General features: G+C 67.4%; 14 protein-coding genes. 9 read left to right on the top strand and 5 right to left on the bottom strand.

Going from position 1 to position 16,375, the window contains the following annotated elements; genetic code table 11:
• The first annotated feature begins 538 nt into the window (after positions 1-538).
• Positions 539-1,114 carry an IS607 family transposase gene (locus tag OG456_RS34680; protein WP_266568010.1) on the top strand — a complete coding sequence of 192 codons (576 nt, stop codon included), beginning with the start codon at positions 539-541 and terminating at the stop codon, positions 1,112-1,114.
• Positions 1,111-2,607, top strand: coding sequence for an IS607 family element RNA-guided endonuclease TnpB (tnpB, locus tag OG456_RS34675; RefSeq protein WP_266568008.1), 1,497 nt, complete (start codon positions 1,111-1,113; stop codon positions 2,605-2,607). The genes OG456_RS34680 and tnpB overlap by 4 nt, the downstream gene beginning before the upstream one ends.
• A 168-nt stretch (positions 2,608-2,775) precedes the next feature.
• Here the strand turns inward: tnpB and OG456_RS34670 are convergent, their stop codons facing one another.
• From OG456_RS34670 to OG456_RS34655, 4 genes are all read right to left on the bottom strand, one after another.
• Positions 2,776-4,050: an IS701 family transposase gene (locus tag OG456_RS34670; protein WP_266568006.1), complete on the bottom strand. Its 1,275-nt coding sequence runs from the start codon at positions 4,048-4,050 to the stop codon at positions 2,776-2,778.
• 52 nt (positions 4,051-4,102) lie between these two features.
• Positions 4,103-4,708 carry a dihydrofolate reductase family protein gene (locus OG456_RS34665; protein ID WP_266568004.1) on the bottom strand — a complete coding sequence of 202 codons (606 nt, stop codon included), beginning with the start codon at positions 4,706-4,708 and terminating at the stop codon, positions 4,103-4,105.
• 108 nt (positions 4,709-4,816) lie between these two features.
• Positions 4,817-5,143 carry a hypothetical protein gene (locus tag OG456_RS34660; protein WP_266568002.1) on the bottom strand — a complete coding sequence of 109 codons (327 nt, stop codon included), beginning with the start codon at positions 5,141-5,143 and terminating at the stop codon, positions 4,817-4,819.
• A gap of 101 nt (positions 5,144-5,244) precedes the next feature.
• Entirely contained in the window at positions 5,245-5,460 is a 216-nt protein-coding gene (locus OG456_RS34655) for a hypothetical protein (RefSeq protein WP_266568000.1), read from the bottom strand.
• A 462-nt stretch (positions 5,461-5,922) separates the two neighbouring features.
• On the opposite strand from OG456_RS34655, the gene OG456_RS34650 reads away from it, so the two are divergent.
• Both OG456_RS34650 and OG456_RS34645 read left to right on the top strand, forming a co-directional pair.
• On the top strand, positions 5,923-7,779 hold the full coding sequence (locus tag OG456_RS34650; protein ID WP_266567998.1) for a transketolase: 1,857 nt from the start codon (positions 5,923-5,925) through the stop codon (positions 7,777-7,779).
• 630 nt (positions 7,780-8,409) lie between these two features.
• Positions 8,410-9,159 carry a maleylpyruvate isomerase family mycothiol-dependent enzyme gene (locus tag OG456_RS34645; RefSeq protein WP_266567996.1) on the top strand — a complete coding sequence of 250 codons (750 nt, stop codon included), beginning with the start codon at positions 8,410-8,412 and terminating at the stop codon, positions 9,157-9,159.
• A gap of 6 nt (positions 9,160-9,165) precedes the next feature.
• Here the strand turns inward: OG456_RS34645 and OG456_RS34640 are convergent, their stop codons facing one another.
• Complete coding sequence (locus OG456_RS34640) at positions 9,166-9,342, bottom strand: hypothetical protein (protein WP_266567994.1); 177 nt, start codon at positions 9,340-9,342, stop codon at positions 9,166-9,168.
• Between the two features lie 692 nt (positions 9,343-10,034).
• Between OG456_RS34640 and OG456_RS34635 the strand changes: the two genes are divergently transcribed.
• The 5 genes from OG456_RS34635 (at position 10,035) to OG456_RS34615 (ending at position 16,365) form a co-directional block, all read left to right on the top strand.
• The gene (locus OG456_RS34635) at positions 10,035-11,231 is read left to right on the top strand and encodes an IS110 family transposase (RefSeq protein WP_266569527.1); all 1,197 of its coding nucleotides are present in this window, start codon (positions 10,035-10,037) and stop codon (positions 11,229-11,231) included.
• A gap of 261 nt (positions 11,232-11,492) precedes the next feature.
• On the top strand, positions 11,493-11,783 hold the full coding sequence (locus OG456_RS34630) for a transposase (protein WP_266567992.1): 291 nt from the start codon (positions 11,493-11,495) through the stop codon (positions 11,781-11,783).
• 265 nt (positions 11,784-12,048) lie between these two features.
• Entirely contained in the window at positions 12,049-13,437 is a 1,389-nt protein-coding gene (locus OG456_RS34625; RefSeq protein ID WP_266557422.1) for an IS1380 family transposase, read from the top strand.
• A gap of 6 nt (positions 13,438-13,443) precedes the next feature.
• Positions 13,444-14,349 carry an IS3 family transposase gene (locus tag OG456_RS34620; protein ID WP_323136417.1) on the top strand — a complete coding sequence of 302 codons (906 nt, stop codon included), beginning with the start codon at positions 13,444-13,446 and terminating at the stop codon, positions 14,347-14,349.
• Between the two features lie 522 nt (positions 14,350-14,871).
• The gene (locus OG456_RS34615) at positions 14,872-16,365 is read left to right on the top strand and encodes a transposase (RefSeq protein ID WP_266567990.1); all 1,494 of its coding nucleotides are present in this window, start codon (positions 14,872-14,874) and stop codon (positions 16,363-16,365) included.
• Positions 16,366-16,375 lie beyond the last annotated feature (10 nt).

The following is a 16,375-nucleotide window of genomic DNA, read 5'->3' as shown; positions in this document are numbered from 1 at the left end:
CTTCGGAGGGGCCTCCGTCGGCGGCGTCTCGACCTCACCGGCACCCCCTTCAACGAGGTCGCCCTCCTCGGTGGCCGCGGGAGGCGCCGTCTCCACTGCCTCGGTCGGGGCAGGAGTCGGGGCCTCCGCGAAGGCCGGGTTGGTCGTGCCCAGCACCGCTATCACCAGGGTCGGTCCAACCAGCAGTGACGCAGCTCGTGAAATGCGCATGCAGATCCCCCTTTAGTCGTGCGTGACGGGGGCTGTGTGCGGCAACCCCCCGATCACAGGCCCTGATCTTGCAGCGGAACGCACCAAGAGAACAACATCCTCATGAAGATCCTGAGGAGAACGTGAGCTTCCGGTTATCGACATGCGGGCTTCGCGCGACGCCAATATCTCTATTCATGGACACTTGGGACGCTCGTGATGCCGACTCAACGAAGTTCAATCCTGCACTTATCCCCTCGCGCACAACCTTCCGTGCGAACGCAGGGCCACCAACTGTTGCGTAATTCGTCAGTGAATCTCAGCCTTTCTCATGTGTTATCTTGATTGCGTGAAGCTTTCCGAGTGGGCGGCGCGCAATGGCGTGCACTACCAGACCGCGTGGACGTGGGCGAAAGAGGGCCGTATGCCGGTCCCGGTGCGCCAGACGCCGTCCGGCACGTGGCTGGTCGACGAGCCCGCTTTGGAGGTGCCTGGCCGCGTCGTGGCGTACTGCCGAGTGTCGTCGGCGGACCAAAGGACGGACCTTGACCGGCAGGTGGCCCGCGTGGTCCAGGGGGCCACTGGTCTTGGCCTGCCGGTTGCAGAGGTCGTGACCGAGGTCGGCTCGGGACTGAACGGTCGTCGGCGCAAACTGCACCGGGTTCTGTCAGACCCGCAGGCGGTGGTGATCGTGGTTGAGCATCGAGACCGGCTGGCCCGGTTCGGCGTCGAGCACCTCGAAGCCGTCTTGTCCGCGTCTGGGCGTCGCCTGGTTGTCCTCGACCCCACCGAGAGTGCTGATGACCTGGTGCGCGACGTCACCGAAGTGCTGACGTCGATGTGCGCGCGCCTGTACGGGCGGCGGGGGGCGAAGAACCGGGCCGCCCGCGCGGTGGCCGTGGCGACCGGTGAGGCCGCCGAGTGAAGAAGTTCCGGCCGCAGCCCGGGTTCGTGGTCAAGGCGTACCGGTTCGCCCTGGACCCGAACGCTGTCCAGGAGCGGGCACTGCACTCGCACTGCGGTGCGGCACGGGCCGCCTACAACTGGGCGGTTGCCTGGATCGAGGCGTCGTGGTGGCAGCGCAAGGCCGAATCCACCTACGGCATCCCGCAGGAGCAGTTGACCCAGTGGCGGCCGTGGTCGCTGCCCGCGCTGCGCAAGGCGTTCAACGCGGCCAAGCACACCGACCCGAGGTTCGCCGCCTGGTGGCAGGACAACTCCAAAGAGGCGTACAACACCGGCCTGGCGAACGCCGCCGCTGCGTTCGACAACTACGCCAGGTCCAGGCAGGGCCAACGCCGTGGCCGCGCGATGGGAATCCCGCGTTTCAAGTCGAAGCGGAAGGCGCGCCCCTCCTGCCGGTTCACCACCGGCACCACCCGTGCCGACGCCGACGGCCGGCACGTCACGCTGCCCCGGCTCGGCACACTGCGCACCCACGAGCCCACGGTGAAACTCCTCGCACGCATTCAGGCCGGGACGGCCCGGATCCTGTCGGCGACCGTCCGGCACGAGCGCGGGCGCTGGTTCGTGTCGTTGCAGACCGAGGTGAAGCGCGACCTGGTGCGCGTCGCCCGGCCCGGCGTGGCGATCGGCATCGACCTCGGTGTGAAGACCCTCGCGGCGATGGCCGACAGTGCCAAAGAGATCCGCGAAGTGGCCAATCCGAGGCACCTGGACACTGCGCTGAAGCAGTTGCGCCACGCCTCTCGCACGGTCTCCCGACGCCAGGGACCCGACCGGCGTATGGGGCACAAACCCTCGAAGCGGTGGGAGAAGGCCAACGCCGCCCGCAATCGGGTTCACCACCGGGTGGCGAACCTCCGCGCCGACGCCCTGCACAAGCTCACCACGAGCATTGCGGCCGAGTACGGCACCGTCGTCGTCGAAGACCTCAACGTCGCCGGCATGCTCCGCAACCGGCGCCTGGCCCGCCGGATCGCCGACGCCGGATTCGGCAAGATCCGCCACCAGCTCGACTACAAGACCCGCCAGCGCCACGCCACCCGCCTCGTGGTCGCCGACCGCTGGTACCCATCCTCCAAGACCTGTTCCGAGTGCGGCGCAGTGAAAGCCAAGCTGCCGCTGCACGTTCGAACCTACATATGCGACGCCTGCGGCCTGGTCATCGACCGGGACGAAAACGCCGCACTCAACCTCGCAGCCCTCGCGGCAGCCGCAGTAACTGGTACCGGAGTGGCCGGAGACCAGGACACCGCCCCGGCGGCGTCAAAGCCTCGTGGAGCCGACCGTAAGACCCGCGCCACCCGTCCCGGCCGCACGGCCAGGACGGGGCGGGCAGGTGGCGCAACCCTGCCGCACCAGTGGCAGACGGAAACGAGAGACCGTCCCCAAGCCGAAGCCTTCACGCTTTGGCGACGTGACGGACCTTCCGGGCCGCAATGCCCGGAATGCTGAGAGCTACTGACGCTCTGAGCAACGGTCGATAGTTCGACGGGAAACTTCTCTCGATAGCTGGAGTACTAGTAGGACTCCGTTAGGTCGCTCTGGTTCTTGGGTTCTGGCTGGTGGTGGGTGTTCTGGGTAGGGGGCGGTGGCAGGTGGTGCAGGTCCCGGTCCAGCAGTTCAGCAGGTCTTGGATGACGTCCAGGATCTGGTAGAGGGTGAGTCCGCTGTATCGGCTTTTGGGGCCAGGCGCTGTTCGGTGAGGAACGCGTGGGCGGCGGTGACCAGGGTGACGTGGTGGTGCCAGCCCATCCAGGAGCGTCCCTCGAAGTGGTCCAGGCCGAGGCCGTGTTTGAGTTCCCGGTAGTCATGCTCGATGCGCCAGCGGATCTTGGCGAGGCGGACCAGTTCGGCCAGCGGGGTATCGGCGGGCAGGTTGGACAGCCAGTAGCCGGTGGGTGCTTCGGCTCCAGCGGGCCATTCGACCAGCAGCGTCACCTCGGGCAGGACACCGTCCCAGCTGTCTGGGTCTGCGGCGGCGGCCTGGGCGAGGCGGCGAGATTTGGTCCCGGCTAGCCACACTCGCAGGGACAGGAAATGCGAGTGCATCGGTCCACGGGAGCCTGCCCGCCAGGTCACCTCGGTGAAGGCCTGCCGACCGTGGCCGGCCGCGAGCGCGGCCACCGAGGACGGCTTGTCGCGGTAGCGGGGTTGGGGCTTGCGGCCGTTGCCCGACCAGGGCGGGGCAGTGGGCACCGCATCATGCGGATGGACGGTCACATCCGAGCGGACCGCCACCACGTAGCCGATGCTCCGACGCTCCAGCCCGTCGCGGAAGTCGGCGTTCTGCCCGTACCCGGCGTCGGCCACCAGCACCGGCGGAACGAGGCCCCATCCGGCCAGCTCATCGAGGGTGTCCAACGCCAGGCGCCACTTCTCCCGGTGCCCGATCTCCTCAGGGACCCCCGTCTTGCGCCGACGGACGGCATCGTCCGCCCACTCCTGGGGCACGAACAACCGCCACTGCAACGGACAGGACGCGGTGTCGGAGACCGCATGCACACTCACCGCGACTTGGCAGTTGGCCTGCTTGCCCAAAGCCCCGCAGTACTGAGGCGCGACGGCCACCGACATCTTCCCGTCCTTGGGGAACGACACGTCATCGACCGCCCAGGCGTCCGGGCCGATCTGCGGCACCATCCGCTCCGCAATGCGCCGCCGCACCAGCACCGGATCCCAGGTCGACTGGTTCACAAACTGCTGCAGGTTCTGCTCGTTGCCGTCCGGCAGCCGCTCCGCCATAGCCTGGATCGACTTGCGGCGCCCGTCCAGCATCAGACCTCGCAGATAACAGTCGCCCTTGGCCCGCTGGTCCTTGCGCGGCACCGACGCGAACACGTCAGCCACGAATAACGCCAACTTGGCCCGAGCACGGTTCACTTCATGTGCGTCCACCCCTCCAACATGCTCCCGAACACGACCGAGAGGAAGACGTAACGGAGTCCTACTAGTAGCTGTCGTAGCTGGGCTTACCGTTCGGCCGGTAGACGCCGAGGACGGTGCCGCCCTTCGTCGTCGAGACGCTGACCGGCTCCAGCGCAGTGGGGATCGCTCCGTCGGCGAACAGCCGCCTGCCGGTGCCGATGATCACCGGGTGGGTGGTCAGCCGGTACTCGTCGACGAGGCCGTGGTGCATGAGGGTCTGGGCGAGGTTGCCGCTGCCAACGACGTTGATGTTGCCGCCGTGGGATGCCTTCAGCGTGCGCAGAGCATCGACGATGTCGCCCTCCAGCAGCGTGGAGTTCTGCCACTCGACGGACGTCAGGGTCCGAGACGCCACGTACTTGTGCGTGCTGTTCATCCGATCGGTGAACGGATTGTCAGGATCGGCGGTTTGCCAGTACGACGCGAAGATCTCGTAGGTCTTGCGGCCGAGCAGCATCGCGTCGGAGTGCTGGTACCAACCGGCGATGGCCGTGCCAACTTCATCGTCGGTCACCATTTTCTGCCAGCCGCCGTGCTTGAAGGCGCTCTCCGCGTCTTCGTCCGGACCGCCCGGGGCCTGCATGACGCCGTCGAGGGTCAGGAACGTGCAGACGATGATCTTGCGCATGGTGTGCTCCCTTAGTCGACGGGTAGACCACGCAACCGCCAGACACTCATCGAGGGAAGTTCCGTGGCACAGCACTCCGGTGTCTCATCGCGATGGCGGATTCGGCGTCTATCCGACATCGACCGTGAGATTCCGCCACGAAATTTGAGACCCTGCACAGATCAGGCTCAGGTCTCTGCCATGTCCACGAAAAGGGAGTTGGCGCCAGGCCCGCTCGATGAGCTGGGCCCGCATGTGAGCCTCCACGTTCGTGGAGTCCACGAACACTGTTCTGCCCACGGCCAGTTGCTGCTCCAACAGCGCGTGGTGCACGGTCAGCGCGCAGAGCAGGCAGGTGAGGGCATCGACCACGAACAGCCGTCGCAGGCCCCAGCGCCCCAGTCCGGCCGCCAGAAGGCCAGCGCCCATCCCGGCCACCGCCAGTGCCGCGTTCAACAGGAAAATGCTCGGGGGCCACTCCCCCGGCCCAGCCCGAGCCCCCAGCGGCCCCATTCCCCCCTGAGGCTGCGTCGCGTCGCGTCGCGTCCACGACCGGGTCAGCCCTCCGGGTGCTCCCCGAACCACGACGTCATCCGCTGCAACGGCTGACTCACGGCGAAGAAATTCCCCTTCGCACCCAGGTAGTCCCGCCCGTAGTGGTCCGCCTGCCGATCCGCCTTATCAACGGATCCGATCGGCACCGCATACAAGGCCGGGTCCTTCGCCTTCATCGCCGACGGGGCCTTCCCAGCGGCAGCCAACTTCGCCGTCATCAAGTCCTGACACTCCAGAGCCGTCTCACACCCAGGTGCGCCAGCCGCGACATAGTCCTCAAGCGCGTCCCGCGGCGCCACCGCTGGCTTCTTCGGAGCCGTACGCGACGGCGTGGCCGTTCCCCCGCCAGTACTGTCCCCATCGGCTCCGCAGGCCGCCGCGCTACCCGCGAGCAGCACAACAGCCGCCGCCAGCCCACAAACCCGCATCATCCTCATACGGCGCATGGTCACACCCCATCCCAGCGAGGAGAACAGAGAGCTCATAGTCGGCGATCATTCGAGCAGGCACGGGGCCTGACAACACCGGCGACACGGCCCAGACGCCACCCGTCGGACGCATTGGGCGGTTGGGCGCATGCCCGCCGCCGAACGGGGCAACCCGGCCCCCGGGAGCGCTCCGCACGCCCCTCCTAGGGAAGTGAACCCTCAGCCCGCCACCCCCACCAGGAAGGCCCCACGATGAGCAGCACGCTCGGCCCGGAAAGCGACCTGCCCCAGATCTTCGAACTCGCCCAGCAGCTGCGCGTGGACTCCGTACGCGCCAGCACCTCGGCCGGCTCCGGACACCCCACCTCCAGCCTGTCCGCCGCCGACCTCATGGCCGTGCTGATGACCCGCCACCTGCGCTATGACTGGGACACCCCCGACAACCGGGCAGCCGACCACCTGATCTTCTCCAAGGGCCACGCCTCGCCCCTGCTCTATGCGATGTTCAAGGCCGCCGGAGTCGTCACCGACGACGAGCTGATGACGACGTACCGCCGCTTCGGCCAGCGCCTGCAGGGCCATCCCACCCCCATCCTGCCCTGGGTCGATGTGGCCACCGGCTCGCTGGGCCAGGGCATCGCCTACGCCGTCGGTATCGCACTGGCAGGCCGTGACCTGGACAAGCTCGACTACCGGGTGTGGGTCCTGTGCGGCGACAGCGAGATGACGGAAGGCTCCGTCTGGGAAGCCCTGGACAAGGCCGGCCGCCACCAGCTCGGCAACTTCACGGCCATCATCGACGTCAACCGCCTCGGACAGAGCGGTCCCACCGAACTCGAATGGGACACCGACGCCTACGCCCGCCGCGTCGAAGCATTCGGCTGCCGCGCCCTGGTCATCGACGGCCACGACCTCGACGCCGTCGACAAGGCCCTGACCACCGCCGGTGACGGCACCGCGCCCACCGTCATCGTGGCCCGCACCGTCAAGGGCCAGGGTGTGAAAGAGGTCGCCGACAAGGACGGCTGGCACGGCAAGCCCCTGCCTAAGGACATGGCCGAACGCGCCGTCGCCGAACTCGGCGGCCTGCGCGACCTGCGCGTGCGCGGCCCCCAGCCGCCCGCGCCCCAGCCCGCGCCCGCACCGGCCGCCGTCAGCGTCGATCTGCCCCGCTTCACCGTCGGCGACAGCGTCGCCACCCGCGTCGCCTTCGGCAAGACCCTCGCCGCCCTCGGCGCCCGGCCCGACGTGGTCGCCCTGGACGCCGAGGTCGGCAACTCCACCCACGCCGAGGACTTCAAGAAGGCCCACCCCGAGCGGTACTTCCAGACCTACATCGCCGAACAGCAGATGGTCGCCAGCGCTGTCGGCATGGCCGTACGCGGCTACCGCCCCTACGCCACCACCTTCGCCGCCTTCCTCACCCGCGCCCACGACTTCATCCGTATGGCCGCCGTCTCCGAGATCACCATGGCGCTGTGCGGAACCCACACCGGCGTCGAGATCGGCGCCGACGGCCCCTCACAGATGGGCGTCGAAGACATCGCCATGATGCGCGCTGTCCTGGGCTCCACCGTCCTGTACCCGAGCGACGCCACGAGTACCGCCGCCCTCACCGCGACCATGGCCGACCTGCCAGGAATCTCCTACCTGCGCACCACCCGCGGCGCCTACCCCGTCCTCTACAGCCATGCCGAAGCCTTCCCCGTCGGAGGCTCCAAGACCCTGCGCCACAGCGACCACGACCAGGTCACCCTCATCGGCGCCGGCATCACCCTCCACGAATGCCTCGCCGCCGCCGACGAACTCGCCACCGAAGGGATCACCGCCCGCGTCATCGACCTCTACTCCATCAAGCCCGTCGACACCGACACCCTCACCCTCGCCGCACAAGACACCGGCCTGCTCGTCATCGCCGAGGACCACCACCCCGAAGGCGGCATCGGCGAAGCCGTCCTGTCCGCCCTCAACACCGCCAACGCCCACGCGACCGTCACCCACCTCGCCATCAACGAACTGCCCGGCTCCGGCGAAACCGACGAACTCCTCGACGCCGGCGGCATCTCCCGCAGCCACATCGCCCGCGCCGCTCGCACCCTGCTCCAGTAAAAGAAGTTTCGACATGCCGTGATCCGGCCCTCAGGTCCGCCTCCCCGGCTTCCCGTCTGTCGTCAAACGATCGTTTGACGACAGGCGGCCGACGCGTCCAATGACCCGCGCAATCCGGGAGGTCCCGGCGGCCAGGATCCAATCAGACCGATAGTGACTGCTGACAAGGTTTGACGACAGATAGGGTCCGATCCTCCGTACGGAAGGGGCCCCTCGGTGGCGAACCTGGTCTACAAGCGGGTCTCGACGGACCAGCAGTCGACGGCCCGGCAGAACCTCGTCCCGGACGAGGCCGGAATCGAGAATGATGGCGCTCGTTGAAATCGGTCACCCCGTACTCGGGGGTGGGACAGGCCTGCTCGCTTCGATTCCCCACCTACAGGGCGCTGACCTGCACGCCACAGCCGGAGGGGCTGCCCGATAGCCGGCTAGGTCCAGGGCCAGCGCCTTCGGCTATGGCGGCATGCTGCTGGGGCCCACCGTGATCGGTTTCCTGGTGGAGCGGACGTCGCTGCGGGTCGCGCTCATCACTATCGCGCGGCTCGCCGCCGTCTTTGCGACGCTCGCGTATACGACCAGGACCTCGGCAGCGCGTGACGCCACCAGGGCCAGCAGGACAGAATCCGCTGCATGCGCACGATCGAATACATCGACAACCTGCAGCGCGAGGGCGAACTGCTCGCGGACGCCGCCAAGCAGGCAGGCGAGCACGCCCCCGTCCCGACATGCCCTGGCTGGACGACGGGCGACCTGGTCCGGCACACGAGCACCTTCCACCGCTGGGCGGCCCGCATCGTCGCCGAGCAGCTGCTGCCCGGGCCCGTACCGGAGGACCCGATGCCTCAGGCGCCGACCGGCGCGGCGCTGCTGCCCTGGTTCTGGGACGGGCACGGCTCCCTGGTGCAGACGCTGCGGACGGCCGACCCCGAGCTGGACTGCTGGGCATTCTTGCCCGGCGCACCGCCGCCGCTGACATTCTGGGCACGGCGGCAGGCTCACGAAACGGCGGTGCACCGGGTGGACGCCGAGTCGGCGCGGGGCGGCGAACTCTCGCCACTGGACGCGGCCTTCGCGGCCGACGGCATCGACGAGCTGCTGACCGGCTTTCACGCCCGCCCGAAGAGCCGTGTGCGTACCGAGCACCGGCGCACCCTGCGGGTGCGCCCGTCCGACGCGGACGCGGTGTGGACCGTACGGCTCTCCCCTGACGCGCCGCCGCGCACCGAACGGTCCGCGGCCGGCCCGGCCGACTGCGAGCTGGCCGGCCCGGCGCAGGATCTCTACCTCCTGTTGTGGAACCGGCTGCCGCTCGACGCTGTGACCATCACCGGCGACGCCGCCCTTGCGGGGCTGTGGCGCGAGACCTCGGGAGTCGGCTGACGCCGTTCACCCGGTGCGCGGCATCCGCCCCAGCGTGGCGGGCTGGAGCGGCAGCACCTCGCGGTGCAGGGCGCGGGGTTCGTAGCGTCCCCAGAACTCGGCTGGATCAACATCAAGGGCGGTGAGGAGCGGGTCGACTACCTGGAAGCAGATGGCTCCGTCGAGGCTCTTGGCGCCGCTCATGGGCGCGAGTGTGGCAGCACCGTGACGCGGTCGCGACGGGTTTCGGGGCCAACTGGTAGGCCCGCATGCAATAACGGGTACCGGGGCCCGGAGGACGAGTTGGCGGATCGCGGAGGTCCTGCCGCGTTTGCGGTGGGACGCCGATCTTCCGCAGGTGGACTTGCAGGCTGACCGGATTCATCGGCTGTCCGGGCTGGCGGCCCGGGAAGAGCCACTGTGAGCTTCTGCTGCTGGCATAGGGCAGGTGCTGGCAGGACTGGACGTATGCCCGCACGAGGTCAGCGACGGGCTGCGGAAGCGGGGACGGCGGGTCTCCCAGCCGGACGGTGACGGTGGTCCCGTCGTCGATGACGGCGTCGACAGGTCGGACAGGACTCGGACCTCGCTGAGTGCCGTCCCCAAGCCCCCGCCCAGTGCTCAGCCTTCGACTCTGACCGACTTTCGCAACGGTCCTTGGCTCAGCTTGTCCTACCTTCCAAGCGTGGGTCTGAGCTGGTCCTTCGTAAGATCGGCGGGCCCGGGGGTTTCGGGTATGGCTGTGAGCTTGTCGCCGTTGGATGGCTCAAAGAACTTGGCCGCCCGGAGCCCCGCGACGACTCGACCGCTAATTGGGATACGCGACTCGATCGCTGTGTAGGACAACGTCGGCGAGGTCGTCTGCGGGATCGGTGTGTGACGACGAGCTGGCGGAGGTGGCCGTGACCCAGATCTGGGCCGGAGTGGACATCGGCAAGGAACACCACCACTGCGTGGTGGTCGACGAGCGGGGCGAACGCCTCCTTTCACGCCGAGTCTTCAACGACGAACCGGCCCTGCTGGAGCTGATCGCAGACGTACTCGCGCTCTCCGAAGACGTCCTGTGGGCGGTGGACATCAACCACGGTGGCGCCGCTTTGCTCATCGGCCTCCTGATCAGCCACGAGCAGCCGATGGTCTACATCACCGGCCTGGCCGTGCATCAGGCGTCCTTGGCCTACCGTGGCCAGGGCAAGACGGACGAGAAGGACGCGTTCGTCATCGCCGATCAGGCGCGCATGCGCCAGGATCTCGGTCTCCTGCGGCCCGGCGACGAGATAGCCGTCGATCTGCGGACCTTGACCGCCCGCCGCCTTGACCTGGTCAACGACCGCACTCGTCAGACCAACCGGTTGCGAGCTCAACTGCTGGAGTTCTTCCCGGCGTTGGAGCGAACGTTGAACCTGAGCAAGAAGGGTCCGGTCATGCTGCTGACCGGCTATCAGGCGCCGGCCGGGATCCGTCGCAGCGGGGCCGCGCGGATTGGAACGTGGCTGAAGAACCGCAAGGTGAAGAACGCCAGCACCCTGGCCGAGACAGCTGTCGAGGCGGCCAGGTCCCAGCACACCGCACTGCCTGGAGAGACCCTCGCGGCCGCCATGGTCGCCCGCATCGCCAAGGGTGTACAGGCACTCGACGAGGAGATTGCCGAACTCGACGCGCTCATCGATGCCCGGTTCAACGAGCACCGACACGCGACGGTGATCCGGAGTCTGCCTGGCATGGGCACCCTCCTCGGCGCCGAGTTCATCGCCGCCACCGGTGGCGACCTGGAGGCGTTCGGCACGGCCGACCGCCTGGCGTCCTTTGCCGGCCTCTCACCCGTGCCTCGGGACTCCGGCCGCGTCAGCGGCAACATGCGCCGCCCGCGCCGTTACCACCGCGGCCTGCTCCGGGCCTTCTACCTCTCCGCGATGGCCAGCCTGAGAACCTGCTCCGCCTCCCAGGCTTACTACGGGCGCAAGCGGAGCGAGGGGAAGGGGCACAAACAGGCTTTGCTCGCTCTGGCCCGTCGACGAGCCAACGTTTTGTGGGCCATGCTCCGCGACGGAGCGTGTTACGAAGCCCTACCAACCGTCACGACATCGGCTTGACATCGTCATTGGGAAGTTCTTTATGGCCTGAGACACCTGGACGGGTGCGGCAAGGCCGATCGGCAAGGCCGATTCAGCCCCTGAGTAGGGTTGTGGCCATGGCCAAGGGAATGGGGCGGCGGCCCAAGGTGGATCTGGACAGTGACGTCGAGGACGCGACGATGCTCATCCTGGAATGGCTCGGCGAGCAGGGTTGAGGGGCCACGAAGTTTCCGGACAGGCACCCAATAGGGTTGTCCTGAACAAGGAAACGAGGAAGAAGTGGCGCCACCCAGTAAGTACTCGCCGGAGTTCCGCGAGGAAGCCGTCCAGATCGCGTTGAGGTCAAGCAAGACGATCTCCGAAGTCGCCCGGGAGCTTGAGCTGAACTCGGAGACGCTACGCGGCTGGGTGAAGAAGTACCAGAGGCAGCAGGAACCGGCCCCCGATGCGGAACTGACCGTGAACGAGCGGGCGCGTCTGAAGGAACTCGAACGACGCAACCGCGAGCTGGAGATGGAAGTTACCTTCCTGAAAAAAGCCGCAGCGTACTTCGCGAAGGATCCCCGGTAGCAAGCAAGTACGAGTTCATCGACGAGATGCGACTCGACACCGAGAAGTACGCATACAGCGTCGAGTTCATGTGCGGCCGACTCGGCGTCTCCAGATCCGGCTACTACGACTGGCGATCCCGCCCGGAATCCGCGACAGCTCAGCCCGGATCCACCGGCTTGATGTCTGTGGGCAGTTTTTCGGGGAATGAAGAAGTGCCTTGTGACCTGCGATGATGGGGTTTCTCTAGGACCACATCAGGCACGATCAGCAAGGCACTTCCGAGATGCAATCTTCCCATGCCGCAGCGGCGGTCTCATCCGCGTTCGATGACCCGAACCTGATCGCGTACGGCGGGCTGGAGCCGGTGGTGCGGTTGGCCGAGCGGTGCGGTCTGCCCGCACTGGTCGGGGAGTACATCCGTCTGCCGGCCTCGAAGGACGGCACCGGTGCCTTCCCCACGGCGAAAGTGATGTCGCTGGTGGGCGGCATGATCGCGGGCGCCGACAGCATCGATGACATGCACCGGCTACGGCACGGCGCGATGGGCCGCCTGTTCTCCGGTGTGCGGGCCCCGTCCACGCTGGGGTCGTTTCTGCGTTCCTTCACGCACGGGCATGTGAAGCAACTGCACGCTGTGGCCCGCCGGTTCCTTCCTGAACTGGCCCGTCACGCCCCGCTGCTGCCCGGCGCGGACCAGGTCGCCTACGTGGACATCGATGACACCATCCGCCGCACCTACGGCTACGCCAAGCAGGGCGCCGGTTACGGATACAGCAAGGTCAAGGGCCTGAACGCGCTGCTCGGCATCGTCTCCACACCCCTGGCCGCCCCGGTGATCGCCGCCACCAGGCTGCGCAAGGGACCCTCGAACTCCGCGCGCGGGGCGGCAGCGTTCGTCGCCGAGACCATCCGCACCGCCCGCGCCTGCGGCGCCAGTGGCCTCATGGTGATGCGGGCGGACTCCGCGTTCTACGGCGCCGACGTCGTGAACTCCTGCCGGGCGCTCGACGCGCGTTTCTCTATCACCGTGCGGATGAACGCCTCCGTCAAGGCCGTCATCGCCCGCATCGACGAGGGCACCTGGACGCCGATCAAGTACCCCAAGGCGGTCTGGGACGAGGAGGGCCAGTGCTGGATCTCCGACGCCGAGATAGCCGAGACCGGCTACACCGCCTTCACTTCCAAGCCGAAGAAGCAACAGGTCACCGCCCGTCTGATCGTGCGCCGAGTCAAGCGCCTGGACTCTGGCGCCGTTCCCGCCGGGCAGGGCACGCTCTTCGACACCTGGCGCTACCACGCCGCGTTCACCGACTCCCCGCTCTCCCTGAAGGACGCCGAAGCCGATCACCGTCGGCACGCTGTCGTCGAGCAGGTGATCGCGGATGTCAAGAACAGCGCCTTCGCTCACGCGCCGTCCGGCCATTTCCAGGCCAATGCCGCATGGCTCGCTCTGGCAGCCCTGGCGCACAACCTGACCCGCGCCGCCGGCGCCCTGGCCGGAACGTTCCATGCCAGAGCGACCACCGCCACCATCCGTGACCACCTGATCAACGTGCCCGCCCGCCTGGCCCGCTCGGCCCGCCGCCTCACCCTGCACCTGCCCGAACGCTGGCCCTGGAGCACGGACTTCATTCAGCTCTTCAGCATCGTGCACGCGCCACCAGCCCTCTGACACTCCCTGACCGACCCGCCCGAAAGGGCCCGAGACCTGCGGAAAAGTGGAAAGGCTGGGCAGACCAGCGGGCACCCCACGCCCGAATCCGCAACTCAGCCCCGACACACCCTGCACGACCCCGAACCGATCACACCACAATCAAGGCGGTGGATCCGGGCTCAGCGGCGCGGAGATCTGAAATTGCTCATCGAGAAAGCCTTCGACATGTCCGACAGCACCTACGGGCACCGGCGCATCCAGGCCCAGCTGCACCGCTGGGGCGTCGCCGCGGGCGTGGAGTGGGTCCGCCGCCTCATGCGCGAACAGGGCCTGGTGCCCTGCCTGCCACGGCCGAAGAGGTTCAACCTCACTCAGGCTGCGGCCGGCCAGGTGCCGGACCTCGTCGGCCGCGACTTCACCGCGGATGCGCCCGGCGAGAAGCTCGTCGGTGACATTACCTATATCGCGACCGGGGAAGGCTGGCTGTACCTCGCAACGGTCATCGACTGCTGTACGAAGGAAGTCATCGGTTATGCGATGGACGACCACTACCAAACCCCACTGATATCCAGGGCGATCCGTAACGCGGCACGGAACAGGAACCTCTCGGCCGGCGCGATATTTCACTCGGATCGCGGAAGTAACTACATGTCAGCCGAGTTCGGGAGGACGCTGGACCGCTTCGCGCTCCGTAGATCTTCCGGCCGCACCGGGATCTGTTTCGACAACGCCATGGCCGAATCATTCTTCGGCGCCCTGAAGAACGAGCGCGTATCAAGGGTGACTTATCTGACCCGCGAGGCCGCCAGGCAGGACGTCACTCGCTACATCGAATTCTGGTACAATCACAAACGCCTCCACTCGGCGGTGGGTTACCGCCCTCCGCGCGAAGTTCACGCCGAGTACGAGAAGTTGCGAATCGTCGCGTGAAATAAAGGGTCAGAAGCCTGTCCGGAAAACGCGAGGCCCCTCAGGTGTAGGTGCCATGATCCGGGTCGACGCGGAGCGCATGCGTGACGGTCAGCCGGCGTGGACATTCGCAGCCTCTGGTGGGCCCCTGTATGGCGGGATGAGGGCCGACGGGGCCTCGGCCGCCGAGTGCATGGGCAGGGCATTGCTTGGATTGCGAGAAGCCGGGCTGGTCGTTCCCTTCTGAAGCCGTGTTCAGCGTCTGAGTTGGTCGCGTTCGGTGATGCTCTCGGGCCGTCTGGTGGTCTTGCCGACGTCGTAGCGGGTGGCGGGGAACCGGTTCTTCGAGCCGAGCGGCCTGCCGGGGCCGGGCCGGTTGGGTTTTGGCGCACGGGCTGTGGACAGGGCAGAGGCTGTCGCACGGATCCTGCCCGGTGAAGGTCAAGAGCGATTCGTTGTTCGGTTCCGAGGAACAGGGAAGCGTCGGAATCTTGGCTGGTGGGGCGGAACTTCTTGCCGTGCGACCGTGAACGTGATCTTGAGATGCCGGGGGATGTGCGGGAGTGGCTGCCGCCCGAGCACCTGTGCTGGAAGGTGCTCGACGTCGTCGGGCTACTTGACTTATCGGCGTTCGAGAACAGTCACCGTGACGACGGGCGGGGCGGGGTGGCCTACCCTCCCGCGAGCCTGATCGCGTTGCTCCTGTACTGCTACAGCAAGGGAGTGCGTTCCTCCCGTCGTATCGAGCAGGCCTGCTGGGACGACGTGGGATGCCGAATCATCACCGCGAACCGGCGAGTGGACCACTCCACCGTCGCGCGGTTCGTGCGACGTCACCGTGCCGCCTTGAACTCGCTGTTCGTGCAGGTGTTGTCGCTGTGCGGCCGACGTGGCCTGGTCGACCTTTCAGCGGTGGCCGTGGACGGCTCACCGATGGAGGCGAACGCCTCACGCGACGCCAACCAGCGGCTCCAGCGCCTGGAGGTGACCATCTCCCAGTGCGAGAAAGACATCGACGCGCTGATGGAGGATGTAGTCGACCACGCGCTGAGCGTCGAGGCCGATGGCCCGGCAGCACGGGGCGATGGCGAGGACGCGTGCGACAACTGGCCTCGCCTGTCCCGGCTGTGCGACCGGCTCACCCGGGCCCACCTGGCCAGGGACAGACTGCATGAACGGGCTATGCCCTCACCCACCGAGATCCAGATCAAGGTCGAAGCCGCCGAGCGGATGGTGGCCCGCGCGGAGAAGCGCCTGGCCGCCGAGACCGACGCTCACCAGGAGAAGCTGAAGAAGTACGAGCTCCGCGTCCGAGAGGACCGGGCGGCAGGACGTCGTGGAGCCAACGGACGGCCGCCGGTCTCGATGGAGCACAAGACCGTCCTCGTTCGCCAGCGAAAGCGACTGGTGAAGATGCGGGCCTGGCTGGAGCGGGCCCGCACACCCCGACCGGCCCCCTCCCCGGACTCCCGTGCCTGCCTGAGCGATCCCGACTCTCGTCTGATTCCCGGCAAGCGCGGCGGCTACCTGCAGGGATACAACATCCAGATCGTGTGCGCCCGCCGTCAATTCCTGCTGGCCATCGAAGCGCACGACAATCCCTCGGACAGGACGGCCCTCCTTCCGGTGGTGAAGAAGACCCAGCACAATCACCAGGCCGCACGACTGCCCGGCGACATCCAACTCTGGCTCGCCGACAGCGGATACGCCTCCGCCGCGTCCTTCGAGGCCCTCTCCGACCTCCCGCTACTGGTCTCGGTCACCAGCGATGCAGACCAGGCAGGCTTTCCCGCGAAACGCCAGCAGGCCCCTGCCGGCCAGCAGGACATGGCCGCCCGCCTCGCCACCCCCACAGGCCGGGCCCAGTACCGTCAACGCAGTGCCCTGGTCGAGCCGGGATTCGCCCAGATCTTCCAACGCTTCGGACGACACCTCAACTACCGAGGCCGCCAGGCGGTGGACGCCGAGATCAAGCTCCTCGGCACGGTGCACAACCTCAACAAGCTCATCAATCACACGCCCAAGCAGCCCTCTTGACCTTCACCGG

This window comes from Streptomyces sp. NBC_01446 (assembly GCF_026340095.1).
Taxonomy (GTDB): Bacteria; Actinomycetota; Actinomycetes; order Streptomycetales; family Streptomycetaceae; genus Streptomyces; species Streptomyces aureus.
The sequence above is the reverse complement of the archived record's forward strand: the minus strand, read 5'-3'. Positions and strand labels throughout refer to the sequence as shown.

Excerpts from the sequence above, each read along its gene's own strand:
- OG456_RS34615 (WP_266567990.1), top strand. The coding sequence starts at position 14,872 with ATGCCGGGGGATGTGCGGGAGTGGCTGCCGCCCGAGCACCTGTGCTGG.
- OG456_RS34640 (WP_266567994.1), bottom strand. The coding sequence starts at position 9,342 with ATGAGCGGCGCCAAGAGCCTCGACGGAGCCATCTGCTTCCAGGTAGTC.
- OG456_RS34655 (WP_266568000.1), bottom strand. The coding sequence starts at position 5,460 with ATGACGGCGAAGTTGGCTGCCGCTGGGAAGGCCCCGTCGGCGATGAAG.
- OG456_RS34645 (WP_266567996.1), top strand. The coding sequence starts at position 8,410 with ATGCGCACGATCGAATACATCGACAACCTGCAGCGCGAGGGCGAACTG.
- OG456_RS34665 (WP_266568004.1), bottom strand. The coding sequence starts at position 4,708 with ATGCGCAAGATCATCGTCTGCACGTTCCTGACCCTCGACGGCGTCATG.
- OG456_RS34625 (WP_266557422.1), top strand. The coding sequence starts at position 12,049 with ATGCAATCTTCCCATGCCGCAGCGGCGGTCTCATCCGCGTTCGATGAC.
- OG456_RS34650 (WP_266567998.1), top strand. The coding sequence starts at position 5,923 with ATGAGCAGCACGCTCGGCCCGGAAAGCGACCTGCCCCAGATCTTCGAA.